At 50.5% G+C, this 23829-nt stretch carries 24 protein-coding genes and 3 pseudogenes; 20 read left to right on the top strand and 7 right to left on the bottom strand.

Annotated elements, in window-relative coordinates:
• Positions 1-357: 357 nt before the first annotated feature.
• Positions 358-1518: a glycosyltransferase family 4 protein gene (locus A3842_RS09710; RefSeq protein ID WP_074101205.1), complete on the bottom strand. Its 1161-nt coding sequence runs from the start codon at positions 1516-1518 to the stop codon at positions 358-360.
• 171 nt (positions 1519-1689) lie between these two features.
• On the opposite strand from A3842_RS09710, the gene A3842_RS09705 reads away from it, so the two are divergent.
• From A3842_RS09705 to ltrA, 6 genes are all read left to right on the top strand, one after another.
• Positions 1690-2409: a lantibiotic protection ABC transporter ATP-binding protein gene (locus A3842_RS09705; protein WP_074101204.1), complete on the top strand. Its 720-nt coding sequence runs from the start codon at positions 1690-1692 to the stop codon at positions 2407-2409.
• Positions 2402-3160 carry a lantibiotic immunity ABC transporter MutE/EpiE family permease subunit gene (locus tag A3842_RS09700; RefSeq protein WP_074101203.1) on the top strand — a complete coding sequence of 253 codons (759 nt, stop codon included), beginning with the start codon at positions 2402-2404 and terminating at the stop codon, positions 3158-3160. Before A3842_RS09705 ends, A3842_RS09700 begins: the two co-directional genes overlap by 8 nt.
• 2 nt (positions 3161-3162) lie before the next feature.
• Positions 3163-3948: a lantibiotic immunity ABC transporter MutG family permease subunit gene (locus A3842_RS09695; RefSeq protein WP_074101202.1), complete on the top strand. Its 786-nt coding sequence runs from the start codon at positions 3163-3165 to the stop codon at positions 3946-3948.
• 20 nt (positions 3949-3968) lie between these two features.
• Positions 3969-4655, top strand: a complete 687-nt coding sequence (locus A3842_RS09690) for a response regulator transcription factor (protein WP_074101201.1) — start codon at positions 3969-3971, stop codon at positions 4653-4655.
• Positions 4656-4670: 15 nt separating this feature from the next.
• Positions 4671-6125, top strand: a complete 1455-nt coding sequence (locus tag A3842_RS09685; protein WP_074101200.1) for a sensor histidine kinase — start codon at positions 4671-4673, stop codon at positions 6123-6125.
• A 732-nt stretch (positions 6126-6857) separates the two neighbouring features.
• Positions 6858-8225, top strand: a complete 1368-nt coding sequence (gene ltrA, locus A3842_RS09680; protein ID WP_074101199.1) for a group II intron reverse transcriptase/maturase — start codon at positions 6858-6860, stop codon at positions 8223-8225.
• Positions 8226-8405: 180 nt separating this feature from the next.
• Here ltrA and A3842_RS09675 read toward each other — a convergent pair whose 3' ends face one another.
• Positions 8406-8861 carry a MarR family winged helix-turn-helix transcriptional regulator gene (locus A3842_RS09675; RefSeq protein WP_074101198.1) on the bottom strand — a complete coding sequence of 152 codons (456 nt, stop codon included), beginning with the start codon at positions 8859-8861 and terminating at the stop codon, positions 8406-8408.
• A 173-nt stretch (positions 8862-9034) separates the two neighbouring features.
• On the opposite strand from A3842_RS09675, the gene A3842_RS09670 reads away from it, so the two are divergent.
• The 3 genes from A3842_RS09670 to A3842_RS09660 are packed head-to-tail and all read left to right on the top strand — an operon-like array spanning position 9035 to position 10437.
• A complete protein-coding gene (locus A3842_RS09670; protein ID WP_074101197.1) occupies positions 9035-10000 on the top strand; it encodes a quinone oxidoreductase family protein in 966 nt (321 codons plus the stop codon).
• A gap of 39 nt (positions 10001-10039) precedes the next feature.
• On the top strand, positions 10040-10165 hold the full coding sequence (locus A3842_RS33280; RefSeq protein WP_256701631.1) for a hypothetical protein: 126 nt from the start codon (positions 10040-10042) through the stop codon (positions 10163-10165).
• A 14-nt stretch (positions 10166-10179) separates the two neighbouring features.
• Complete coding sequence (locus tag A3842_RS09660; RefSeq protein WP_256701630.1) at positions 10180-10437, top strand: MFS transporter; 258 nt, start codon at positions 10180-10182, stop codon at positions 10435-10437.
• 224 nt (positions 10438-10661) lie between these two features.
• Here the strand turns inward: A3842_RS09660 and A3842_RS09655 are convergent, their stop codons facing one another.
• A complete protein-coding gene (locus tag A3842_RS09655) occupies positions 10662-11642 on the bottom strand; it encodes a zinc dependent phospholipase C family protein (RefSeq protein WP_074086383.1) in 981 nt (326 codons plus the stop codon).
• Between the two features lie 328 nt (positions 11643-11970).
• Here A3842_RS09655 and A3842_RS33275 point away from each other — a divergent pair.
• The 7 genes and pseudogenes from A3842_RS33275 to A3842_RS09615 form a co-directional block, all read left to right on the top strand.
• Positions 11971-12212, top strand: a pseudogene (locus A3842_RS33275) (transposase); the annotation flags it as partial.
• A 397-nt stretch (positions 12213-12609) separates the two neighbouring features.
• Entirely contained in the window at positions 12610-13452 is an 843-nt protein-coding gene (locus A3842_RS09645; RefSeq protein WP_074101196.1) for an NmrA family NAD(P)-binding protein, read from the top strand.
• Positions 13453-13500: 48 nt separating this feature from the next.
• Complete coding sequence (locus A3842_RS09640) at positions 13501-13989, top strand: PadR family transcriptional regulator (protein ID WP_178382324.1); 489 nt, start codon at positions 13501-13503, stop codon at positions 13987-13989.
• 525 nt (positions 13990-14514) lie between these two features.
• A pseudogene (locus A3842_RS31490) lies at positions 14515-15288 on the top strand (IS5 family transposase).
• 25 nt (positions 15289-15313) lie between these two features.
• Positions 15314-15730 (top strand): annotated as a pseudogene (locus A3842_RS09625) (VOC family protein).
• Positions 15731-16109: 379 nt separating this feature from the next.
• Positions 16110-16898 carry a helix-turn-helix domain-containing protein gene (locus tag A3842_RS09620; protein ID WP_074101194.1) on the top strand — a complete coding sequence of 263 codons (789 nt, stop codon included), beginning with the start codon at positions 16110-16112 and terminating at the stop codon, positions 16896-16898.
• Between the two features lie 186 nt (positions 16899-17084).
• Positions 17085-18878: a methyl-accepting chemotaxis protein gene (locus tag A3842_RS09615; RefSeq protein WP_178382323.1), complete on the top strand. Its 1794-nt coding sequence runs from the start codon at positions 17085-17087 to the stop codon at positions 18876-18878.
• Here the strand turns inward: A3842_RS09615 and A3842_RS09610 are convergent.
• Positions 18858-19763, bottom strand: a complete 906-nt coding sequence (locus tag A3842_RS09610) for an NAD-dependent epimerase/dehydratase family protein (RefSeq protein ID WP_074101192.1) — start codon at positions 19761-19763, stop codon at positions 18858-18860. The two genes, A3842_RS09615 and A3842_RS09610, sit on opposite strands and share 21 nt — an antisense overlap.
• A gap of 92 nt (positions 19764-19855) precedes the next feature.
• Entirely contained in the window at positions 19856-20617 is a 762-nt protein-coding gene (locus tag A3842_RS09605) for an RNA polymerase sigma factor (RefSeq protein ID WP_074101191.1), read from the bottom strand.
• Positions 20618-20798: 181 nt separating this feature from the next.
• Here A3842_RS09605 and clpP point away from each other — a divergent pair, with 181 nt between their 5' ends.
• From clpP to A3842_RS09585, 4 genes are all read left to right on the top strand, one after another.
• Positions 20799-21380: an ATP-dependent Clp endopeptidase proteolytic subunit ClpP gene (gene clpP / locus A3842_RS09600; protein WP_074087497.1), complete on the top strand. Its 582-nt coding sequence runs from the start codon at positions 20799-20801 to the stop codon at positions 21378-21380.
• A gap of 20 nt (positions 21381-21400) precedes the next feature.
• The gene (locus tag A3842_RS09595) at positions 21401-21607 is read left to right on the top strand and encodes a hypothetical protein (protein WP_074101190.1); all 207 of its coding nucleotides are present in this window, start codon (positions 21401-21403) and stop codon (positions 21605-21607) included.
• 134 nt (positions 21608-21741) lie between these two features.
• Positions 21742-21999 carry a YiiG family protein gene (locus A3842_RS09590; protein WP_256701627.1) on the top strand — a complete coding sequence of 86 codons (258 nt, stop codon included), beginning with the start codon at positions 21742-21744 and terminating at the stop codon, positions 21997-21999.
• Between the two features lie 116 nt (positions 22000-22115).
• Complete coding sequence (locus A3842_RS09585) at positions 22116-22310, top strand: hypothetical protein (protein ID WP_083609537.1); 195 nt, start codon at positions 22116-22118, stop codon at positions 22308-22310.
• A gap of 257 nt (positions 22311-22567) precedes the next feature.
• Here the strand turns inward: A3842_RS09585 and A3842_RS09580 are convergent, their stop codons facing one another.
• Together A3842_RS09580 and A3842_RS09575 are read right to left on the bottom strand one after the other, a co-directional pair.
• Positions 22568-22876 (bottom strand): hypothetical protein, encoded by a 309-nt coding sequence (locus A3842_RS09580; RefSeq protein WP_074101187.1) that lies wholly within the window; start codon positions 22874-22876, stop codon positions 22568-22570.
• 63 nt (positions 22877-22939) lie between these two features.
• Positions 22940-23788 carry a M12 family metallo-peptidase gene (locus A3842_RS09575; protein WP_074101186.1) on the bottom strand — a complete coding sequence of 283 codons (849 nt, stop codon included), beginning with the start codon at positions 23786-23788 and terminating at the stop codon, positions 22940-22942.
• Positions 23789-23829: the final 41 nt, after the last annotated feature.

Below are 23829 nucleotides of genomic sequence, written 5' to 3'. Positions count from 1 at the left end.
AGTAGACTTAAACGAAGCAAATTCAGCTGTAAAGAGGGAAATAGGCCTATTGAAGTCTACTTTTTCCAACTAGCGCTTTCGGGAGAACAGGAGGCTTAGATCTAAATTCACTTTTTCCACTTAGGTCTGCCTCTGCCGCAGGGTTCAAGGAGGAATGGAATGACAGGGGAAGCACCAGCTTACCCGCCGGATGGGAAAAGCAAGGTAGCCCGGTATCCCCAATCCAAAACGGCTGTGCTGTCCAGTGAAGGACGGCGCAGCCGTTTCTACATGCGTGATACACATAAAACCTTACAGCAGACATACATATTCATACCATCTCCCCGCAGAACCGGGGCAGGATTCTTCCGTTGCCCCTTAGGCTGTGATTATCTTCGCCCTGGTCTTGATGCGTCTGCTGTCGATCACTCCTTCATAATCGCGGATCAGGCTGTCAAAAATGTGTTCCCAGGAACGGCCAAGCGCCTGTCTCCGTCCCTCCTTCCCCATGATCTCCCGCAGAACCGAATTGTTGGCCATGCGGCATATCTCCTCAACCAGCGCTCCCGGATCATTCGGCTGAAACAGCTCGCCGTTAATCCCGGGCATCACCAGTTCCATAGACCCGCCTGCACCGGCGGCAATGACAGGCAACCCCGAGGCCATAGCCTCCAGCACCACGTTCCCGAAGGTTTCCGTGCTGGAAGGAAATACGAACAGATCGGCAGAAGCGTACAGCTCTGCGAGTTCCTCACCGTGCTTCACACCGGTGAAGGTCACATTCCGGGGGGCCTGGGACCGCAGCTCGGGCAGCAAAGGGCCGTCACCGACCACTAGCAGGTGAACCCCGGCCGCAACAGATTCGGGCAGCTGCCGTATGGCTTGCAGGAGGGTGGAGATATCTTTTTCCGGTGCGATCCGGCCTACATAGAGCAGTATCAGCGGTTCGGTGATTCCGTAACGCTCCCGTACTTCAGCGGCATTGCGTTTGTCCGGAGAATACTGCCGGCAATCAATGCCTCTCGACCAGAGCTGCAGCCGCTCGAAGCCTTGCTCCTGCAGTGTGCGTATCGTTTCCCGGGATGGGGCAAACGTAGCATCGCAAGAGCGGTGGAACCATTTCATGTATTTCCAATAAAGGGGGACAATTCGGCGTACCCGGTAGTATTCCAGGTAACGGTCGAAATGGGTATGGTAGGAGGCAACATGAGGAAGGCCTTGCCTATGCGCATAACGGAGGCCGCACAGGCCAATGTTGAACGGGGTGGCCATATGCAGCAGATCTGGCTGGAAGGAATTCAGCTGGCTCTGAATCGAGGACATGCTGGGCAGAGCCAGCCTGCACTCCGGATACAGAAAAAAAGGAATGCTGGCGACAGGACGAACCGGATCGGGGTAGCTGCCTTCAGTGGCGGATTTGGGTGTAAACAGCAGATGCTCAATCCCCCGGCGGTTCAGGTGGCTGGTCAACCGGCCAAGCGTGCGGGCGACACCGTTGGTTTGCGGAAGAAACGTGTCCGTAAATAAGGCCAGGCGCATGGAATCCCTCCCTATGGTCTTCTTGCCCTGATCGTAACAGCCGAATATTACAAGGGAGTTAACCGGAGGTTAAACAATAACAGCGGACAAATAGTATTCGGGTAAACATTATCAAATCTTTATTTTCTCTTGTTAATCTGTCTCCACACAGTAACGAGAGGAAGGGATTAGATGGGGCCATATATTCTGGAAACAAAACATTTGAGTAAACGGTTCAAACGGCAGCAGGTCGTGGCGGATGTGTCGCTGAAGATACCGAAAGGCACAGTATACGGACTTCTTGGACCCAATGGGGCAGGGAAAACAACTACACTAAAAATGATTACAGGACTTCTGCGTCCAAGTGAAGGGGAGATTCTGGTTGGGGGTAAGCCCTGGGAGAGACGGCATCTGGAGCGGATCGGGGCACTGATTGAAGCTCCTGCACTGTACGGCAACCTTACGGCAAGGGAGAACTTAATGGTTCATGCGAAGCTGCTGAGACTGCCTGCGCAAAGGATCGAAGAGGTGCTGGGCACAGTGGATCTGCAGGAGACACGTTCCAAAAAGGCGTCCCAATTCTCGCTCGGGATGAAACAAAGACTCGGTATAGCGATTGCCTTGCTGAACCAGCCGGAGCTGTTGATTCTGGATGAACCGACGAACGGACTCGACCCGCTGGGCATTCAGGAGCTGAGGGAGCTGATCCGTTCCTTCCCTGGGCAGGGAATCACGGTGATTCTCTCCAGCCACATTCTGTCCGAGGTGGAGCAGATCGCCGATCATATCGGCATTATTAGCGGTGGACGGCTGGGCTATGAGAGCGAAATCCATACAGGCGAGGATCTGGAAGCGCTGTTTATGCAGGTCGTTGCCCGAAACCGGGAACAGGCGGGTGTGCAGCATGCTTAATATCCTTCAATCAGAGCATTTGAAATACAAACGCAGCTTTTCGGTGAAGCTGGTTTGGGCTGCCCCGTCGTTCTTTGTACTGTTCGCGCTCATTGCCCTACTGTACATTTCCAAAGGACAGAGCTTGCCAGGGGAACTGTTCCTCAGCATGGTTTTTAACTGGTGGCCGTTTATTTTCGTGCCGCTCGGCACAGCGCTGCTCTGTGCACTGGCCGAGGTTAGGGAACGCAAGGCCGGCCATTACCGCGGCTTACGCCTGTACAATATCCGTCCCGGGTTACTGTGGATCGGCAAAATCATGGTGCTTGCTTACTATTTGCTTCTGTCATCACTGGGAACCATTGCTGCTGCTCTGCTTGCAGGCCTGCTGATAACGGATGGAACCCTTCCTGTGGAAAAGGTAGTATATGCCAGCCTGCTCACTTGGCTGGTCTCATTAAGCCTGATTCCTCTGCAGCTCATGGCTGCTGCCTGGAAAGGAATGGCCGCATCTATCGGGCTGGGTGTTGCAGGCATGTTCACTGGTGTCATTGCCGCACCTGGTCCCCATTGGCTCTATGTGCCCTGGAGCTGGGCACTGCGGCTGATGTGTCCGGTAGCCGGTGTTCATCCAAATGGCGTCCCGCTTGAAACTGGGGACCCCCTGCTGGACACCTCGGTTATTCCAGCGGGAATTGCCGTTTCACTGCTGTTTTTTGCGGCCAGTTCCTGGCTAACAGGAGTATGGTTTGACCGGAAAGAGGTGAAATAGTCATGCTGCTGCGATTAATGGCCTCGGATTGGCTCAAAACAAAGCGGACACCAGTCCGCTGGTTGACAGGGATGGCAGTTCTGGGCTATCCTGCGCTTCTATTATGGTATTTCGCCCGCCCTGTTCGTACATCGGAACTTCCGTATGAGATTCACCACTCCTTTTTCCAGTCGGCTAGTATAGTTCTGCCTGTCGGTATAGGTTTGTTGGCCGGACTGCTTGCTGCCCAGGAAGAGAACGCCGGCCATTTCAACGGCCTGCTGGGGCAGAGTGCGCCCAGAACGCTGATCTATCTTGGCAAGCTGCTGCAGCTGATTCTGCTGGTTGCAGTATTCCTTTTTGGTTCCATGCTGGTGCTGCTCCCCGGGATGCGGTATATTCTTCAACTGGAGCATCCTGGAGCAGGAATCTTCCTGCTCAGCGGTCTGCTTGCGCTTGCGGGCAGCCTGGCCTTGTGCGTACTGCATCTGTACCTGGCGCTGGCTTTCGGGCTGGGCGCTTCTGTTGGAGCAGGGGGAGCGGGTCTGCTGGTGGCTGCCATCATAGGCACCACTTCCATAGGTGATGCCATATGGCCCTACGTACCCTGGTCCTGGCCTGCCCGGCTTGCCGGGCTTCCCGGCCTGGCTATGCCAGGGGTATCACTACCGGATGGCTTCCAGTTATCAGGATTCCTGCGGGACAATCTGGTTCGGGGTCTCGTTCCAGCCTGTATGGTATTCATGCTTGTGACCGCTTGTAGTATACTATGGTTTTGTAGATGGGAAGGCCGTGACAGCTACGAATAGCGAAGGGCAGGAGGGATAAATTGAGCAGAATTTTGATCATCGATGATGAAGAAGCCTTGGTTCAACTGCTCACAGATGAGCTGGAGGCCAAGGGGTATGAGGTGCTGTCCGCTTCTGACGGGATTGAAGGTGTCCGGCTGGTGGAGCGTGAACCGGATTTGATCATCCTCGACATTATGATGCCGGGGATGAATGGTTTTGAAGTCTGCCGCAGCATCCGAGACCAGATATGCTGTCCGATTATCTTCCTGAGTGCCAGACAGTCGGAAGCGGACCGGGTCCGCGGACTGACGCTGGGCGGAGATGATTATGTGATCAAGCCGTTTGGCCTCCGCGAGCTGATGGCCCGGATCGAGGGGAACCTGCGGAGAGAAGAACGGTCACGGCAAAAGCCGCAGCAGTACAACCGGCTGCGGTTTGGCAAGCTGGAGCTGAGTCTGAAGGAACGGCTGGTCAGCGTAGCAGGGGAGCCGGTCACACTGACACGGCGGGAATATGATATCACTGAGCTGCTGGCGCTGCATGGCGGCCAGGTTTTTTCACGCGAGCATATTTACGAGAAAGTCTGGGGTTATGATGCCGAAGGAGATGCATCGACCGTAGTTGAGCATATCAAGAAGATCCGGGCCAAGCTGGCCGCGGCCGATCCCTCCGGCGATTATATCTCTACGGTATGGGGAATCGGCTACAAATGGATCATTCACTAATCAAGGAGCTGCCGTATGAACAAAAAACCGCTTAAGACCCAGTTTCAACTGGCCTTCACCTATATTATCCTGACTAGCGTGGTAGCGACGGTGATCACTTATGCTCTGGCTGCGCTGCTCTTTATGCGGGTGGAGAATAAGCTGGTGTATCCCGCCAATCATTATGAGAAACGCCTGCCTGCCATCGAAAGCTATATTCTGCAGAAACAAACAGAGCTGCTTGCCTCATCCGCCAGACCGGCGCTGGAAGCGGCGATTCCGGGTGAGGGCATCACTTACCAGGTGGTGGACGGGAATGCGGACATCTTATATGGCACACTGGATAATGTGCATATTCACGGCCGAACGGAGCTGTACAAGCTGCTGAATACTACCACGGGTATTCAAGGCAGATATGTGCGTACGGTGCCGGTCATTGATGCCGAAGGCACAGTCAAAGGTGCGGTGCTGCTGTCCTACGCACTGAAGCCTACTTATGTGAATGAATCCGGCAACATGTGGATAACGGTGATTTTTATCGGTGCATTGGTGTCGCCGTTTCTCTATATTCTCTTATTCTCGCTGTTATTCTCGCGCCTTGTTGCCGGCAATATCAACAAGCCGCTGCGCCTGCTGATGGAAGCCGCCCGCAAGATTAAAGAGAAGGATCTCGACTTCGAAATTAGCTATCATTCGGATAATGAGCTGGGCCAGCTCAGCAGTGCTTTTGCCGAGATGAAAACGGAGCTTGCGAGCTCCCTGTCGGCACAATGGCGGATGGAGCAGGAACGGGTGGAGATGGTCGAAGCGCTGGCACATGATCTCAAGGCTCCGCTCTCCATCATCCGCAGCTATGCCGAAGCGTTGATTGACTCCGGGGACCCGAAAGACGGGAAGCTTCTTCGCTATCTTGGGGTGATCCGGGAGAATGCGGACAAAAGCAGCGAACGGGTGCGGCAGATGCAGTATACATCGGATATGGAAAAGGCGGGTTCCATACTCCATCCCGAGACTTTTGAGCTGGCACCGTTTCTGGACCGCAAGATCACGGCTTACTCGCTGGAGGCTGGCCGGAAGGGCGTTGAAATCGTTCTGAGAATGGGGGAGGCTGCAGGAATATCCCTGCACACCGACCCGGAGCTTCTAGAGCGTATTCTCGACAATGTGGTGATGAACAGTCTGGAATATACGCCAGGCGGTGGCTCCATTTCTGTGGCGGTTACCGTGCACGGCAGCCGCATCTGTTACGAGGTCTGTGATACCGGACCCGGATTTAGCCGCAGAGACCAGGAGAAGGCTGTTCAGAAATTCTACCGGGGGGATGACGCCAGGGGCAGCAGGGACGGGCATTCCGGGCTTGGTCTGTATATTGCAAAGCAGCTTGCAGCGAAGCTGGGCGGCGAGATCCGGTTGAGCAACACACCCGGGGGTGGAGCATGCGTGGTAGTGGAGCATGACTGCGGCGGCGGACAGATGAATGAAAACGTATGAGTAAAAAAAGGGCTGGATGAATAGATGGGCGAGAACATAAGTGGTGAGTGAGCAGGATGGCTGAGTGAGTGGAAGGGTTGTTCCCGGGGTGAATCCGGATCGGATACCGGGGCCCTAGCCCGCCGATATTCCACCGGAAATCGTCCCGTGGGAGCAGCCGGGAATTCTCCCGCTCCGGATGCTGTAAAGAACCTGGACGATTTAAGAAATTCCATTGCCAGAACTGTCTCATTGATGGTCGCAGTCGACTGACCCATCATATCTTGAAATTGCCCCTTCTGCCGAAACGGCGGAAGGGGCAATTTGTTGGTGCGCCCGGCATGGGCGATAACTTGGCGGTGAAAGTCCGCTATAGGCTTGGCAGCAGGAACTGTTAGCTGAAGGCAAGGGTGTCCACCGTGAGGCGGAATCTGAAGGAAGCCGGAAGCAAACCCTCGGTCTGACGAACAGAAATCACATAGAAGGCATCATGGGACGGACGAGCTTGCCAACCAAAGCAAAGTCCAATACTGCCCGAATCCCATGATGTAAATGTGGCAGATGGATGAGGGGAAGGTTATCGCTCTTACTCGGGGAGGTCTCACAGACGCCCGGTAGGAAAAAAAATCCGAACGACGGAGTAAAGCTTGTTGTGAGAAGTCAGCAGAGGCCATAGTACCGGGAAGTTTTTTTTCTCGGGAAGGGCCGAACAATCGTAAGTCTCAAGTACAGACAGGAAGGAGAGTCGGCGCGATGAAAGCAGAATACCGGAAGGGCTGCCTGCAGAGGGATAGCGTGGAACGCGAAGAGTATGCGGGAGCGCGGAGTGCCGGCGTTCGGGAACGTAGAGAAAGAGACGGTGCAACAGACCTGCTGGAGCAGATTCTGGACAGAGACAATCTGAACAGAGCCTACAAACAGGTCAAATGCAACCATGGAGCGCCCGGAATCGACGGAATGACCGTAGAAAAAGCGCTGCCATGGCTGCAGGAACATAGAGACGAGCTTTTGCAACAGATCCGGGAAGGCAAATACAAACCAAGCCCGGTACGGCGCAAGGAAATTCCTAAACCCGATGGAAGTGGAGTCCGGAAGCTGGGCATCCCCACGGTCGTAGACCGGGTGATCCAGCAGGCGATTTCCCAGCAGCTACAACCGCTGTTTGAGCCGCTCTTTTCGGAGGGAAGCTACGGCTACCGCCCCGGGCGGAGCGCGCAGCAGGCCATCCGTAAGGTGAAAGATTACGCACAGCAAGGCTACGGCCACGTGGTAGAAATCGACCTTTCGAAATACTTTGACACCCTGAACCATGAACTGCTGATGAATCTGTTGCGCAAACAAATCCAGGATAAGCGAGTAACCGAACTGATCAAGAAATACCTAAAAAGTGGGGTTATGGAGAATGGGGTGCACTGCAAAACGGAGGAAGGCTCTCCGCAGGGAGGGCCATTATCCCCGCTGCTGGCAAGCATTTACCTGAACGAATTTGACCAGGAGATGAGCAGGCGGGGAGTGAATGTCATCCGGTACGCAGATGACATCGTAGTGCTGGCTCAAAGTAAGCGGGCAGCGACGCGGCTTCTGGAATCTTGCCGGAAGTACCTGGAGAATACACTCAGACTCCAGATAAATAGGCAGAAAAGCAAGGTCGTCAGTGTAGTGGCGCGGAAGCATTTCAAATTCCTTGGTTTTGCCTTGGGAAAGAACAAGAGTGGGGTGTACATTCGCGTCCATGGACAATCCCTGACCAAAGCAAAGAAGAAGCTGAAAGAACTCACGAGCCGCAGTCAGGGCAGGAATGTCCGACAAGTCATGGAGAAGGTGAAAGTCTACTTTCGCGGATGGATCGGCTATTACTATGTGGCCGACATGAAACGGATCTTGCAAAGCTGGAGCGAATGGGTGCGAAGGCGTCTGCGGATGTACATCTGGAAACAGTGGAAGAAGCCGAGAACCAGGGTACAGAACCTGCGCAAGCTGGGGATACCGGAAGGGCAGGCTTACCAGTGGGGAAACTCCCGTTTAGGATACTGGCGCATTGCTGGAAGTCTGGTACTGTCTCGTTCCGTAACAAACGGAAAGCGCGCACAGGCGGGGGATTATGACTTCCCAGCAATATGAGCGTTTACGTCAATAGCACTTATGCGGTTGAACCGCCGTATACCGAACGGTACGTACGGTGGTATGAGAGGACGGGAGCTTGCTGCTCCCTCCTACTCGATTGTACCGGTACTCGAATTAAATCGGAATTGTACTATGAACCGTATGGGACGGCAACATGTACATAGAAGCATCTGCGGTTCAACGATTAGCCTCCACTGCAGTGGCCAGTATTTTGCCGGCAAGCACAATGGTCTGGGTACGCTCCGATTCCGTAAGCCCTACAGTCATAGCCGTAATCTGATGCTCAATCTGCTCACCGACTTCATGAATAATATGCCAGCCTGCCGCAGTTGCCCTCACATTGAACCCACGCCGGTCGCTACTGGAAACCGTACGTTCAACTAATCCGCGCCGTTCGGCGCGGTCGACAAGTCCGGTAATACTGGACTTATCCAGGCCCAGATGCCGGGCCAGCTGCTGCATGCTCGGCTCCCGGTCGCGCAGGATGCCAAGCAGCCGGATTTGAATGATCGACAGATCATGTTCAGCCCCTATTTTAGCCAGAATGTTCTGGATAAGAAATGAAACCTGTACGAGGGCGTCCACGATCGCCAGATCATCCAGATTATTAAAAGAATCATCGTAACTGCTCATGTTTTTCACTCCGCACTCTGTTATATTTCGTACAATCGGCGCTGCCGTTCATTGCGCCCAGCACCTGATTTTCATATTGTACCACAATAACTGTTGACTTTGTATGTGGGACAAACTATATTGTTTGTATAACAAACTAATTTCGTCCATAAGGACAACTGGAGGTCAATATTATGTATGCTGCTGTTGTACGATCATTTGATTCAGGGCCCAAATACGAGTTCTTCGACACTCCCGAGCCCTCCGCCAATCATGAGGTTCTGATTGACGTGCTTGCTTCCGGTTTACATCCGCGAGTCCGTTCTCAGGCTGATGGATCCCACTATACCAGTACGGATGAACTGCCGCTGATTCCCGGTATTGATGGGGTCGGACGTCTGCCGGATGGCCGGCTGGTCTATTTCGTGGCAACAGATTCGGTTCTGGGCGCTTTTGCCGACAAAGCAGTAATTGATCTGCGGTGCAGCGTACCTTTGCCGGCTCATGCCGATCCAGTGCTCATTGCTGCCGCAATGAATCCGGCGATGTCCTCCTGGGTGACACTGCGCCGCCGGGTTCAGGTTCAGCCCGGATTCAAGGTTCTGATTATGGGGGCTACAGGCAATTCCGGACAGATGGCAGTCCAGATTGCCAAGCTTCTCGGCGCAAGCCAGGTCATCGCTGCCGGACGTGACCAGGAACGCCTCCATTCACTTACGGCAATCGGTGCTGATGTAACCGTGTGTCTGGCTGGTGATCCAGAGGCAGTGGCCCGGCGCCTTGGCGAGACCGCAGCCGAGGTGGACATCGTTATCGATTATCTGTGGGGCAAGCCTGCCGGGCTAGCCATGCTCCCGATTCTCACCCGGAGATCAGACCGCAGCCGGCTATTGACCTGGATTCAAATCGGTTCTGTTGCAGGAGCGGATGCCGTTATACCTTCCGCAGCACTCCGTTCTGCCAACTTCCAGATCATCGGCAGTGGCCAGGGGTCTGTCACACCAGCCGGATATATGGCCGAATTCCCGGCATTAATAAATGCTATCTCAGACGGCAAACTAACAACGAACCCTGTAGTTTTTCCGCTGTCCAGTGTAGAGGACGTCTGGAATGCCCCTGCTGACAGCCAGCAGCGGATTGTATTCGTCCCGTCGGTGTAGAACTCCTATTCATCCATCGGAACAGGAGGCTTAAGAGCATTGGCTATTTACTTGGAAAGGCACAGGGCGGATGGTGAAGGATATCGCGGCGGCTGGAGTCAGCGGGGGCTTGTAACAGAGGGTTACCGGCAATCTGAGAGGCTTGGCCGTTATCTCAAAGTGTAATCCTTGGCTTCGGCATGACCCAAGCCATTCATTTTTATATCCTGGCGGTTATGGTGGGCCTGGTTCAGGGGGGAAGCCAGTCGATTTCCCGTTCCCTGCTTAGTGATCTGATGCAGCTGAAGCGCACCGGTGAGTTTTTTGGCTTTGTGAACATTACCAGCAAATTTTCTTCGATCTTTGCCCCGTTTGTTTTTGAGCTGGTGGGGCAGTTCACCGGGAATCCAAGACTTGGCATTCTCTCTCTGCTGCTGTTCTTCGGGCTGGGATTATGATTGTGCTGAAGCTCGATGTGGCGAAGGGGAAGCAGGACGCGCTGCAGGACGGAGCTCCGCCGGTCCCGCCAGCTCCGCCGCATATTCCGGCACATGCAACGGCAGAGGTATAGCAGCAGGATAGCTTTTCACGAACTCAATTCTGTCCGGTGAGACAGACCTCCCTGCGGAGATCTGTCCAGTGTATGTCCTAAATGGACGGTTTACGCCGTATACATACGTCTTCATGAGATAATGCCTGCTTCCCAGATCGGTTCGGCATACCTGTTCTTAAGATTGCTGCTGCACTCTTTGCCTGTATCATAGGAACGGTCGCCCAGCACCAGCTTGAACTGCTCCAGCGCCCGGGCGCCTTCAGCCGGCACCGTGCTGTTCAGCCACGAAGCCAGAGCCCGCAGCACCGTCCGTCCTTCTGCAAGCGCCTCCTCCCACAGGTCCCAGACACTTTCGGTCCGGACTTCGGAGTAGAGTGCAGAATGCCGCCACTCCCCGTGTTTTTCGTTCAGATAATCGAGCTTCTCCTCGGCTGGGGACAGCTGCTGTGAAAACAGGCGGCGGGCTTTGCCCCTCAGCAGGGATTTCTTCCAGCCCTTGGGATCGAATAAGCATTTATGCGCCAAAATCATGTCCAGGTACGCTTCATGCCAGATTTCAGCGGGAAGGCGCCGGGTTTCGGGATACCAGTCAGATGCGGTTTCATGCAGAATGGTATGGATGGGGGCGGGCAAGTGGGAGCCCACATTGATTTTTTTCCAGGCGGCATGCCGCCACGTATCCAACTGTCTCAGCCGCTTCATGAACAAGGTGTCGAGGACAATCTCAAAACGCTGGTGATTGCGGTGCTTGTAGCCCGCTTTCCAGTTGATGTAGGGATGAAGGTTGCGGTCCAGCAGATGGTGGGTAAGGAAGCCGAGAAAGTATTGCTGCGTCTCCTTCAGCTCGTCGGCGGGAAGGGCCAGGGCTCTCTGCCAGAATTCGATCAACACCGGACCGCAATTCTCCGTATGCATGAGATCGCCGAGCTGAAGCGCCCGGGTATCTTTTTTCCAGGGCAGAAAGCTGTGGTACAGCAGGAAATCCGGTCCCTGGCAGCCGAGCTGGTACAGCTCAGGACGGGATTTCATCTCCGTAAGAAAAGGGAACTCACCGCGGAACTCTTCCGCTAGCTGTTGCCCATACTCCAGATGCATCCAAATGTTAGGCATTCATTTCACCCCTCAGATCGTTGATATCTTCAGCATACAGAATTCGTGTAAAAAGAGATGGAATAGTACTCGTGCGGATTGTAATACTCATGATTTCTTCTTTCTTTCAGGTTACTCCTCACCCGAAACATTTTCAATAAGCCGTCTGCAGTAAGTTCATCGAGCCCGATCAACGGCATGGGACAAACAGCAATCGGGAAGAATTACTTCCTGTCCTTTCAAGTTATAATCGAGCGGTAACACTACAAATACTTGCAGAGGTGATTAGAATGTGTCTGAAAACTAAATAACATGGTAAGATTTGGGGAAAACGAATGGAGCGTCAAGTATGATTCAAAGACGGTACGAAATAAGCGATGAACAGTGGGATCAAAATTAAGGGGATGTTTCCACCCTACCGAACAGGACGTCCGTCAAAATTAAGTGAACGAACCATGTTAACGCTTTTCTATGGATCGCTCGAAATGGTGCTGCTTGGCTCGATTTACCGGAGAACGCTATGGTCCATGGAAAACGGTCTACAGTCGCTTTTGCAAGTGGCAAGATACCGGACTGCTTGTTGAGATCTTTCAGGCTTCCCCAGATAAGAATGCCATCTTTCCGCCCGCGACCACTCGAGTTTAACGCGCAAGCCTTTGGCGGCTTTGGATTTCGTCATGTATAGGTGGCTCATCTGACTGACACAGCCTCAAATCCAGTTCGTGTACCTTGGCCCGTGCTTTTGCCTCCGGCTTCCTTCAGATCTACCTCACGGTGAACACCCTTGCCTTTGACTAACGGTAGGCGCTCGCCAGCCCTCGTTCAGGACTTTCACCCTAGAGATGACGCCCATGCTGGGCGTACTTTCAGAACATAGTCCCCTGGGGCTGTGTTCTTTGTATAATATCCCTTGCTATATTAGTCTAATTAGACTATATTTTGATTTGTGGTCTAATTAGACTAATATATTGGAAAAGAGGTCCTTATAATGCTATTTATTACTGGAGCAACTGGAACCGTTGGAAATCGGGTTGTAAATTACCTCAAGCTTAAGGATGTCAAATTTAAAGCCCTCACCCGAACACCTGAGAGGCTGTTAACAGATCGGACAGATCATATGATTGTCGTCACCGGCGATATCAAGGATTGCAGCGCCTGGTCAGACAGCCTGCGCGGCGTTGAGACCTTATTCCTGATCCTGCTGGATGATGCCGAAGAGATTCTGCAGGCTGCTCGGGCTAAGGGCGTCCGGAACATTGTGTTCTTATCCTCAGCTTCCATTAACCGGTCGGATGCCGGTTACAACGAGAATGCCCTTAAACATAAAAAGGTCGAGGATCAAATTAAGGCGTATGGCTTTCAGTATGTTTTTATCCGGGCCGAGGCCTTCATGCACAACACCATTTACTGGAGGGACCTTTTTAGATACAATAAGGGGAAAATCCGGTTACCGGCCCTTGAGGCTAAGCTGGCCAGTGTGCATGAAACAGATATTGCCGAAGTTATCAGTGTGGTTCTAACCGATTTTGGCAAATTCTCCGGGCAGGTCTTGACGCTTACAGGGGCGAATATTCTTAGCCAGAGGAACATATTGACCGAAATCTCTAAGCAACTGGGACAATCGCTTGAACTGGAAGAGCAGACGATCGGGGACTTCCGTTCGTATATGAAGAACTACATTGCTGAAGAGTATATTAACCTTAGAGTCCAGGATTGGGAGTATACACTCAAGCATCAGCTCGGCGTGACCGGCACGGTGCTGACGATTCTTGGCCGGGAGCCTTATACGTTTAGAGAATGGATCGCTGAGCATCTCCGTGATTTTCAATAATCGATAGAAAGAAGAATTATTATTATACCCTTATTAATACTGGGTCTGTTGAAGGATTGCGGACAATCCAGCGCTTATGAATTGTTGAATATCTTCAAGGAACGGGATTACAGGTATCTTGTTCATATGACGAAGGGATCGCTGTATTACAACCTGCAGAAGTTAGCGGAGGAAGGCTTGGTCCAGCTGGTTGAAGTCGTTAGCGTTAACAACTATCCCGAACAGTACATCTACGAGATTACACCGCAGGGCAACGAGCATTTCACAGCGCTCATGGCCAAATATTCGCTGCAGACGGACGATATTACGTTAGCCTTTTATATGACCACGCTGTTTGCCCACCAATATGATCCTGGGCAATTCAAGTCGGCCGTAGCGGTGCAGATGGAGCAGACACGGCGCAAAATTGCTGAAATTGATCATGTGCTGGATGCCAAGCAAGACAGGATCTACGATACTGCAAAGTCGATGATGAATAATGTCAGAGCGCACCATGAATTGAACCTAAAATGGTTTCAGGTGCTGCTGGAACAGTAGGGCAGCGCACTCCCGGGTAAGATGAATTGAATATTAGTATATGAAGCGCAAACCCCCTTGTATCTGCTGAATGCCGCAGATACAAGGGGGTTTTTTGCGTAAAAAATCTGATTTTTTTTGATACAAATAGATTACTGGAATAATGAAAAGAACTACCGGAAAAAGTTTGAAATTTAAATACGCCATTATTATTATTGAATAGACAAGCTAAACACCATGTGAAAAAAAGCACTAATAATCTCGATGATAACAAATCAATTGACATTAAATCTATTTCAAATCTATTCATTAAATCGCCAGTTTCATTATTCCGAAAAAAGACGGCGTTGAATCGTGCGGTGCTTACGGCTTGGAATGATTGAGTTCGCTTACTTCTCTTCCAGCGGTGCGATAATTTTATCGGTATCGTATTCCCGGTCGGCCATGACGTTTTTGCCTTCGACGTCCATTTTCTTCAGGATTTCCTAACCGGTCACACAATAAATAACATGGTAAGATTTAGGAAAAACGAATGGAGCGTCAAACATGATTCAAAGACGGTACGAAATAAGCGATGAACAGTGGGATCAAATTAAGGGGATTGTTTCCACCCTACCGAACAGGACGTCCGTCAAAATTAAGTGAACGAACCATGTTTAACGCTTTTCTATGGATCGCTCGAAGTGGTGCTGCTTGGCTCGATTTACCGGAGAACGCTATGGTCCATGGAAAACGGTCTACAGTCGCTTTTGCAAGTGGCAAGATACCGGACTGCTTGTTGGGATCTTTCAAGCCTTTAGGTCGAACCTGACTTTAAAAACTTGAGCATTGATTCGACATCCGTCAAAGCCCATCAACATAGTGCCGGTGCTAAAAAAACATTGATGGCCACGAAGTAAATCAGCACATCGGCGTCAGTCGTGGCGGAAAGACAACCAAACTTCACACCGTCGTCGATGGATTAGGAAATCCCCTCGCTTTTCTTCTGACGGGTGGTCAAGTCTACGATTCCGTTCCAGCGATTGATTTACTTCAGAGGCTTGAAGTTACAGGAAGTCCTATTCTTGGCGACAAAGCCTATGGCTTCGAAGCGATTCGAAATTAGATTACAGCTAAGCAGGCATCCTACACCATCCCGCCTAAAGCGAATAGTCAAAACCCGTAGAAAGTCGATTGTTATCGGTACAAAGAACGCCACTTAGTGGAGTGCCTTTTCAATAAAATCAAACACTTTCGCCTATGGCTACTCGTTACGACAATTTGGCCAAGTCATTCTTGGCGTTTGTATACATAGCTGTCATCTTCAAATTGACTCAATGAGGAGTTTTCAGACACGTTCTAGAGAATGGGATTTCAGGCAGGCCAGCTTTTTGTGAATTTGCCGGTAAATGATCTGCAGGCTTCGATTAACTTCTTTACCGCATTTGGTTTCGGGTTCAACTCTCATTTTCCGGATGAGAACGCGACATGTATGATTCTCAACGACATTACGTTTGTCATGCTGCTGACTAAAGAATTCTTCAAAACCTTTGTTTCCAAAGAAATTGTCGACACCTCCAGCCACACCGAAGTGATTCTGGCATTCTCCGCATCCAGCAGGGAAGAGGTGCACGAACTGGTGGATAAGGCGCTGGCCGCAGGCGGCAAGAAGTATAATGACCCGATCGACCACGGTTTTATGTAAAGCTGGAGCTTTCAGGACATCGACGGTCATCTATGGGAGTCCGTGTATATGGAAGAGGGCACACCGGAGCAGGCATAGATCATGCATGTAAAGAGAATCATCAAATAAGACAGGCAGGTTTCCGGACAGCCGGAGCCTGCTTTTTTTGTTGCATTAACTGTGATTAAAAGTGAGAGGAATAGCGTGAAGAAATGGACCGGGGGGAACGAAATGAACTAAACGGGCCTAAGAGGAAATACCTCTGATCTAACCGTCAACGGGCTAGCGGGCAGAACAGGAGGTAGAAATACCCTTGAATTGGAAGCAATACCGTTACCTGCGGCAATGAAGATACTGCTTTCACCTGATAAGGTGAGTTTGTTCTGATGCAAACAGAAAGGTTCCAATTCATTTAAATTTGTGATATCATTTATGCGAACTTACGTTCTTAATATCTTCCCGAAGAAGGGTGGACCTTATGGTGACAGAACGGTTTGCAGAAATTGATGGAGTTATTGCCTACATTCATGAGCATATGTATGATCAACTTCCGCTGGAGCGTCTGGCCCGTTATGCCGGATACAGCCCGTATCACTTTGTACGCATCTTCAAGGAGCGGACTGGTCTGTCTCCGCTGTACTATGTGTCCTCTCACCGCCTGCAGCGGGCGAAGGACATGCTGCTGCGCACGGGCCTTACGGTCCGTGATATTTCGCTGGAGATTGGCCAGCAGAGCCTCGGGACCTTCACTTCCCGTTTTGCTGCCCGGGTGGGGATGTCTCCGGCGGAATTCCGCAATTCCGTGCCATATGCCGGAGATCAGATGAGCTCGTTAAGGAAGCTGCGGGATTGGAGTTTTTCGTACCCGATCAGCCGGATGCCTTCTTCTGTGCACGGGACGGTATCTGCTGAGGCCCCTGTTGACGGGGTGATTCTGATCGGCCTCTTCGCCAAACCTATTCCCGAGGGACTGCCGCTGTACGGTACCTTGCTCTCCTCCCTGGGGCATTTTCAATTTGAACATGTGGCTCCCGGGACCTACTACCTGCTTGCCACCTCCATATCATGGGGAACACACACGCTGGATTTCCTGCTTCCGCATACCACACTGCGTACCCGGTCGAAGACTCCGATCCATGTCGTACCAGGTTCTCTGGTCCCGCATCAGCCGGTGACCCTCCATCCTCCCAGGCTGGATGACCCGCCGATTCTCATCTCGCTGCCGCTGCTCATGAACCGCTTTTTGAACCGGATCGCGGTTATATAGCAATCGCTGAAAGCGCCCTTCTGTTAACATTTTCGCAACAATTTCTTTACGATTCCCATACAAAAGTTAGGAGAGCAGTTAATATCCAGCTTCTACAATGAGTGTGTTAGTAAAATATACCTATTGTATTTTGAAGCTTGATATGAAGGGATGATTCGCTTGAAGGGACAACGGCTGCACTTTTCTATGAAATGGAAGCTGATTTTAAGTTTCTCCGCCATTACGCTTATTTTTCTGGGGGTGGCCCTGTACCAAGGGAATAAGATCGGGCAAGTGGAGCATTCCATGGAAAAGCAAAAGACTGAGATGGAAAAACGGATTACCGTCTCAACGGTTACCCAGTTGCTGCAGGAGCTGAACCGTGCAGAGACAGCACTTGCCGAATCAAGTGATCTGGAACTGGCTGATGATTTTAAGGACAAGCAGCAGCAACTTACCGCTGAATTGGCCAAACTTAAATTTGAGACAGATACACCCGCCTCCCCGATCCTGGGACTGCTGCGAACCCAGGCTGGAGAATATAACGGGATTTTTGATCAACTGATTCAGACTATGGGTGACAACAGTCTTGACCCGTTAGCGGTTCTGGAACAAATAGATAACTTACATACGAAGGCGCTGGCACTTAGCCAATCTATGCTGGAGACGAACGGCAAGCTGTATGCAGCAGCTGCGGATAACGCCGAGCAGGCACAGAATCATTCTTTTCACATGCTGGAGGACACGATTTCCATCATCATTTATGCAGCAGCCGGGGTGTTCCTGTTCACGCTGCTGCTTGGCTGGCTGCTGATCCGTTCTTTCGTAACCCCGGTCAGCAAGCTTCAGGCAGCCCTGCGGGAGATTGCGGATGGTGATTTGCGGCAGCAGATTAACTCACCCTATCATGATGAGCTTGGACGGTTGAGCCACCATTTCGACCATATGGTGTGCCGGGTCCGCGATATGCTGCGGCAGACGATGACTGCGGCTTCTTCCCTTGCAGATTATTCACATTCCTTCCAGCAGTCATCTGTCATCACTGCCCATACCAATCAGGAAATTCTCCATACGATCCAGGAAATATCCGTCGGGGCGGGGCAGCAGGCGGAACAATCTGAACATAGCACATTGCTGCTGGAGGAGCTGGAGCTCGGGGTTCATGAGATTACGGATTACACCGATGGGATGCTCTTAACCAGCGAAGCGGCGAATCAGAATACACGCAAAGGCTCGGAGACGGTAACTGCTCTCCGGCAGACTTCTTATCATTCCCGTGCATCCATCACTAAGGTGTATGAAGCACTGGACAAGCTCGTTCAGCAGTCCGGTGATATTTCTCGAATCACCCGGTCCATTACGGAAATTTCCAAGCAGACGAATATCCTGTCCCTGAACGCCGCCATTGAGGCAGCCCGGGCAGGGGCGTCGGGCAAAGGTTTTGCCGTCATCGCCGATGAGGTACGGCACTTATCCGTACAGACGAACGAATCCTCTATCCATATCAGCCGGATGATTGGCGATCTGCAGGACAGTATGGCGGATGTTCAGGAATATATGCTGGAAACCCAAAAAAGCCTGGAGCAGCAGGACCACCAGGTGGAACAGACTCTTGCTTCTTTCGAGGCCATTGACGAATCCATTACCGGTATCAGCCACCAGATTGGACAAATTCACCAGAAGGTGGAGCAGACCCGGAAGATCAACACCCGGCTGGCAGATTCTGTACATTCCGTAGCTGCAGTGGCTGAACAGACTGCTGCAGGTGTGCAGGAGGTCAATGCCTCCAGCACCCAGCAGGATCAAGCGATCCGTGACATTGCCCGGCAAGCGGTGGAGATCAATGAAATTTCACAGCAGCTGTTCCGGGAGATTCATGTGTTCAAAATCGAAGAAGAGACCGGAGCAGTAGCCCCGGCCGGTCGGTTAATAATTATGGATGAAAAATCCAGAGCAGAGAATGTGGAGGCATCAAGCCAGCTACTCGCGATGGCCGAGTGAGGCATTACGTTCACTTACCAGTTCCAGGACCAGATCCGGGAACCACTCTGCAAGCTTCAGAAACGGGAAGTCCGCCTTGCGGGCTTTTGCTGTATCCATGTACCAGGATTCCCGGATGCCAAACGGAGACCTATCTTTGTCGGCCGTTTCGCTCTGAACCTCCGCCTGTTGTCCGGTTGCCTGCCCGATGATGGAGAGGATATTCCCGATGGTAAGCGTCCCGTCTGAGCATGCGTTCACGGGTCCTGTCAGTGGTGAGAAGCCTAGCCAATACAAGAAATCAGCCGCCTCATCAGAACGGATGAACGAGATCAGCGCTTGCGGATTGGGCACCCCGATGGGCTGTCCTTCCTGCACATGCTCAATATGAAAATGCAGCCGCTTCGTATAATCATCCGTCCCGAGCACGATCGGAAACCGGACTGCTGCCACGGGAAAAGCTGTTTGCCTTAAGAGGACCGTTTCAGCCAGTCTTTTGCCCTCCTGATAGCTGTAATCATCCTTTGGGCCCAGCCGCAGCGGATAAGATTCCGGATCAAAGTCTGCTTCGCGGAGAATTTCAGATCTTGGATCATACACGGATAGGCTGGAAGTCAGAATATATCGCTTAGCCGTATTTGCGAATATATGGCTGGCCGCAGCGGCCTCATCCGGGGAATAGCAGATGTTGTCATAAACTACATCCCAGACGGTATCTCCAACAGCTTCAGCAAGTGCTTTCGTATCCGTGCGGTTCACATTCAACCGGTTCACGCTGCGGCCAAAGCCATCCTCCGTCAGGCCACGTGTCAGAATGGTAACCTTGGTATCTGCATCCCGGAGCAGGCGCTCCACTAACCGTTTGCCAAAAAAGCGGGTTCCCCCGAGTACAAGTATGTTCCTCAATGTTTTCACTCCTAAAGTTTGTGGGCAACGCTTCCTGGAATAGTCTCCGTACAAAACTGGCTCCGGAACCGTAAACTTAGTTTTTGTAAGGATTACGCAGCCATCCGCAGATCTGTCATGCTGCCAGTCTCCATGCAAGGCCAGGAGCCTCTCCCGCCTGTGTGCAGTGCCTGCACTGTGCCAGTACCGACCGCCATCGTCATCTCCGACTTAACCTCCTTGCGAAGCAGCTCCAGCATCATAGGCAGCTGGCCTTTTTCATAGGACTCTGCCAGCGCCTGAAGCAGAATCCGGAAATCCAGGTCCTGCGTCCGCGCTGGACCCTCGTCATCTGCGAGTTCTTTGCGGACGGCTCCGAGTGCCTGACGCGCCCGGTGCAGGGCCGCTTTGACGGCTCCTACAGTGGTTTCCAGCCTCTCTGCGGTTTCATCCGCTGAATAGTCCAGAACATCGCGCATCACGAATACTGTTCTTTGCAGCGGAGATAAATGCCGGATAATCGCCTGAAAAGCCAGCTCGATCCCAGACCGCGCTTCCCCTGGCGATTGGCCTGGACTCTGATCTACGCTTGACGATATGAATGCTTGAGTACGCTCCAAAGCCCGTCCCATTGATGCTTTGCGCCGTATCACATCAATCCATGTATTTTTGGCAATCCGCAGCAGCAGTGCTTCGGGATTCGGATTGTCTGCAAATTTGGCATAAGCCAGGGATTTGGTCCAGGTATCCTGGGCCAAATCCTCGGCCTCAAGGCTGGATCTAGTCAAAGACAGACAATACCGGAACAGAGCGTCCCGAAGCGGCAGCATTTCATCCGTTGATTTTCCGGTGCTGAACGGTACAAGGGTCGACACTTGTAATCATCTCCTTTTGGGTCATCCTGCGTTTTCTGTTGCCTCTATTATATAAACGATCGGCACAATGTAAAGGATACGCCGCCTTTGCGGTTATTTTAAAAAGATAGAAACCGTATCCTTTGCAGGACTCCATCCGTTTACAGGGTATGAAATTAAAACTATCCAAGGAGGAGTGGACATGAGCATTATTCCTTATGTCATTGAACAAACAAGCAGAGGTGAGCGGTCCTACGACATTTATTCCCGGCTGCTGAAGGACCGGATTGTGTTCGTAGGTGCGGCCATCGATGATCAGCTGGCGAACAGTATCATCGCCCAACTGCTCTTCCTGGCGGCAGATGAGCCGGATAAGGATATCCAGATGTATATCAACAGCCCGGGAGGTTCGACTACCGCAGGCTTCGGCATTTATGATACGATGCAGGTAATCAAACCGCAGGTCAGTACGATATGCACTGGATTTGCGGCTTCGTTTGCTTCACTTCTGCTGCTGGCCGGAGCTACCGGCAAACGGTACGCGCTGCCAAACAGCGAGATTATGATTCATCAGCCGCATGGCGGCGCACAGGGCCAAGCCAGTGACATTGCCATCAGTGCCCGCCGTATCCTGCAGATTAGGGAGAAGATTGTGCAGATCAGTGCGGAGCGCACCGGCCAGCCGGCAGAGAAGGTAGCGAAGGATATGGACCGGGATTATTTCCTGTCGGCCCAGGAGGCACTGGAATACGGCATAATCGACAAAGTGATTACCAAACTGTAAGCAGAGGAGCGGATTCTGAAATGCTGGAAGCTTTGCAAGGTCAAGAGGTTACCGTGAATTTTCTGGATGGTTCTAGTGTCAGCGGCGGCATTCTGGAAGAAATGGATGAGCGGTTCGTGAAGTACCGTACGGAGTATCAGGTGTTGTACATTCCGATTACCTCGATCCGGGCTGTAGTTGTAGAGACCAAAGAACGAGAACGTCCACGGGTCGGATTCGGGCAATAAGAATTAGGCGTTAAAGGACGACGGATATACAGCCTTCATTTCTCCCCATGGGGAAGTGAAGGCTGTTTGCGCTGGAGCCGCCGCTACCCGATAGTGTGAAACAGAGATGCTCATGCTATATCTTCTGAATCAATGTGGTTTTGGTTCATTATTTCGAGAAGTTCGGAGTTGATACACAGCATGTAATCGAGGAGAACTTCAGCTTCATCATACTTGACGTTGCTGGAACGGAGCGGGGAATTATTGATAAAGCGAACGAATATACCTCAAGCCAGCTTGCTTTTGCGAACGTAGACCCCGTAGTGACCAGACTGACACCGGTCATTAAAGATCTGTTGTCTGTTACCAAACTGGTAAGTGCCAATCTTGCTTACGAGACTAGAAGGGATTAACAGCTTCAGTTTCGAGAACTCTGTTTATTCTGCCACTGAGGCAAAAGCAGCGGCTTCAAAAATCATTGAACGCATCAATAAGGAACAAAAACAAATGATTGGTATTATCAAAGAAAATGATTGAGAACTTGAAAGAAGCTATCGATGAAATTAATGAGCAAATCGAAGGAGACTTTAATCCTAGTGATTGGTCGGGAGGTGATTTTGATGATTGCTATGATCTAGGATATGGTCACGGTAAGAAACTTGGTCGAATTGTTGCTTTTAGAAAAGTGCTGGTACTATTAGAAGGCAGTGCTGAGAGCATATAGATTTTTGCTATACATATCTTAAATGAAATTGATAAAGGAACTTATTTCAATAGCACAAACAATTCAATAATGATTGTGTTTGGTAGTGGAGAATCAATTGAAGAATAGAGAATGAAGTTTGCACTAAGTGTGAAGAAAAACAAGGAAGAAACATCAGATGAGATCCATGAATTAGAGAAGGCAATCGAGGTCTGAGCGAATGAAAGTCAAATTTCATGAAAGAGTGAACAACTAAAAACTTTTTAATAAAGTAGAAATCATTTTATTCTATATTCAACCCATTCTTCATTAATAGGGTCTTGAATAAATAAACTCATACCATTATCGTTCTCTACTTTAAATATTTCTAAACCACTTTCAGTTCCATCGTCTGCATCAGTTTTCTCATTAGTAGAAACAAGAGAATTGCCGACAGAGACATCTGTTTTGTAAAAATCGTACTTATTGCCTTTGAAATTTATCCAAGATGCGGGGTCATCTCCTTTTGGTGTGTTTTGTGAAGCACTGTTTGAACATCCAATCAAAAGAAGGAAGATAATTAAGAAGACGGACCATTTAACTTTCATTGCTTTCACCTCCGGATTTATTGTGCCACAGAATTAATATAATCTATGGCACAATAAATTATTTTAATTCACAGTAGTTCCGTACCAGAGCTTATGAGTACCCAACTCATCGTGATGAGCAGAATCCCAAGTTGTAGTGGAATACATTGTACCATAATTCATTATACAGATAGGTGTTGGTGCTGTTGCATCATGACCTAAACTATAGTTATGAGAAACTTCATGTTGCACGGCATGAGCCGTTCCAGATAGTGATTGATCGCTGACCAAACTATAGCCCGCATAGAATGGTTTACTGTCATATTCATATGCGATCCCACCTATAAAACCGCCGCCTGCTCCATAAAAATCTGATTCGCCAGAAAAGCCGATTACCAAATCATAAGTATCAGTTCCAGCTCCTTTTAAATTGCTTAATAATGAAGAAGCATTATTACCATCTGAGAACCAATATCTATATGCTGTAATATTTAAGTCTATGCTGAATTCCTGATTGAAAGCATCATCTGCGCTTTCAACAATACTAGACACCCTTGTTTGCCAATCACTGTGAGCACTTCGATATTCTTCGTCTACTGCAACCAGAACATTTACAAGCTTTCCTGTTTGCAGTACAGATGTTCTTGATTCAATGTCAATTTTTTTCTCAAGTTGAAACTCATTCACTAAATTCCCGTTTTCATCATATACAGGGATCGTAGTCGATCTTTCAATGTTGGGAGTAAGTACCTCTTCTTTGAACTTATTTTGAATCGGTTCTGCTGGAGTATCACCAGAGATTCTTGCATGGTTTAAATAGAATAGGTTAACATCATTTTTATTACCAACTTCGGCTGAACCAGATGACACAAAATAGAAGGAACAAATAAGGACGATTGATAATACGAGAGGGATTTTTGATAGTTTAATCAATAGAAATCGACTCCTTTAATAGATAATTATGGATACTATAT

Origin of the sequence: Paenibacillus sp. P3E (assembly GCF_001909045.1) — a bacterium.
GTDB classification, from domain to species: Bacteria; Bacillota; Bacilli; order Paenibacillales; family Paenibacillaceae; genus Paenibacillus_AQ; species Paenibacillus_AQ helianthi.
This window is presented reverse-complemented; position numbering and strand designations above follow the sequence as displayed.

What these genes read in the sequence shown, in the direction of transcription:
- A3842_RS09670 (WP_074101197.1), top strand. Translation starts at nt 9,035, where the DNA reads ATGTATGCTGCTGTTGTACGATCATTTGATTCAGGGCCCAAATACGAG.
- ltrA (WP_074101199.1), top strand. Translation starts at nt 6,858, where the DNA reads ATGAAAGCAGAATACCGGAAGGGCTGCCTGCAGAGGGATAGCGTGGAA.
- clpP (WP_074087497.1), top strand. Translation starts at nt 20,799, where the DNA reads ATGAGCATTATTCCTTATGTCATTGAACAAACAAGCAGAGGTGAGCGG.
- A3842_RS09585 (WP_083609537.1), top strand. Translation starts at nt 22,116, where the DNA reads ATGATTGAGAACTTGAAAGAAGCTATCGATGAAATTAATGAGCAAATC.
- A3842_RS09620 (WP_074101194.1), top strand. Translation starts at nt 16,110, where the DNA reads ATGGTGACAGAACGGTTTGCAGAAATTGATGGAGTTATTGCCTACATT.
- A3842_RS09660 (WP_256701630.1), top strand. Translation starts at nt 10,180, where the DNA reads ATGACCCAAGCCATTCATTTTTATATCCTGGCGGTTATGGTGGGCCTG.
- A3842_RS09580 (WP_074101187.1), bottom strand. Translation starts at nt 22,876, where the DNA reads ATGAAAGTTAAATGGTCCGTCTTCTTAATTATCTTCCTTCTTTTGATT.
- A3842_RS09710 (WP_074101205.1), bottom strand. Translation starts at nt 1,518, where the DNA reads ATGCGCCTGGCCTTATTTACGGACACGTTTCTTCCGCAAACCAACGGT.
- A3842_RS09695 (WP_074101202.1), top strand. Translation starts at nt 3,163, where the DNA reads ATGCTGCTGCGATTAATGGCCTCGGATTGGCTCAAAACAAAGCGGACA.
- A3842_RS09655 (WP_074086383.1), bottom strand. Translation starts at nt 11,642, where the DNA reads ATGCCTAACATTTGGATGCATCTGGAGTATGGGCAACAGCTAGCGGAA.
- A3842_RS09645 (WP_074101196.1), top strand. Translation starts at nt 12,610, where the DNA reads ATGCTATTTATTACTGGAGCAACTGGAACCGTTGGAAATCGGGTTGTA.
- A3842_RS09705 (WP_074101204.1), top strand. Translation starts at nt 1,690, where the DNA reads ATGGGGCCATATATTCTGGAAACAAAACATTTGAGTAAACGGTTCAAA.
- A3842_RS09615 (WP_178382323.1), top strand. Translation starts at nt 17,085, where the DNA reads ATGAAATGGAAGCTGATTTTAAGTTTCTCCGCCATTACGCTTATTTTT.
- A3842_RS09700 (WP_074101203.1), top strand. Translation starts at nt 2,402, where the DNA reads ATGCTTAATATCCTTCAATCAGAGCATTTGAAATACAAACGCAGCTTT.
- A3842_RS09595 (WP_074101190.1), top strand. Translation starts at nt 21,401, where the DNA reads ATGCTGGAAGCTTTGCAAGGTCAAGAGGTTACCGTGAATTTTCTGGAT.
- A3842_RS09675 (WP_074101198.1), bottom strand. Translation starts at nt 8,861, where the DNA reads ATGAGCAGTTACGATGATTCTTTTAATAATCTGGATGATCTGGCGATC.
- A3842_RS09685 (WP_074101200.1), top strand. Translation starts at nt 4,671, where the DNA reads ATGAACAAAAAACCGCTTAAGACCCAGTTTCAACTGGCCTTCACCTAT.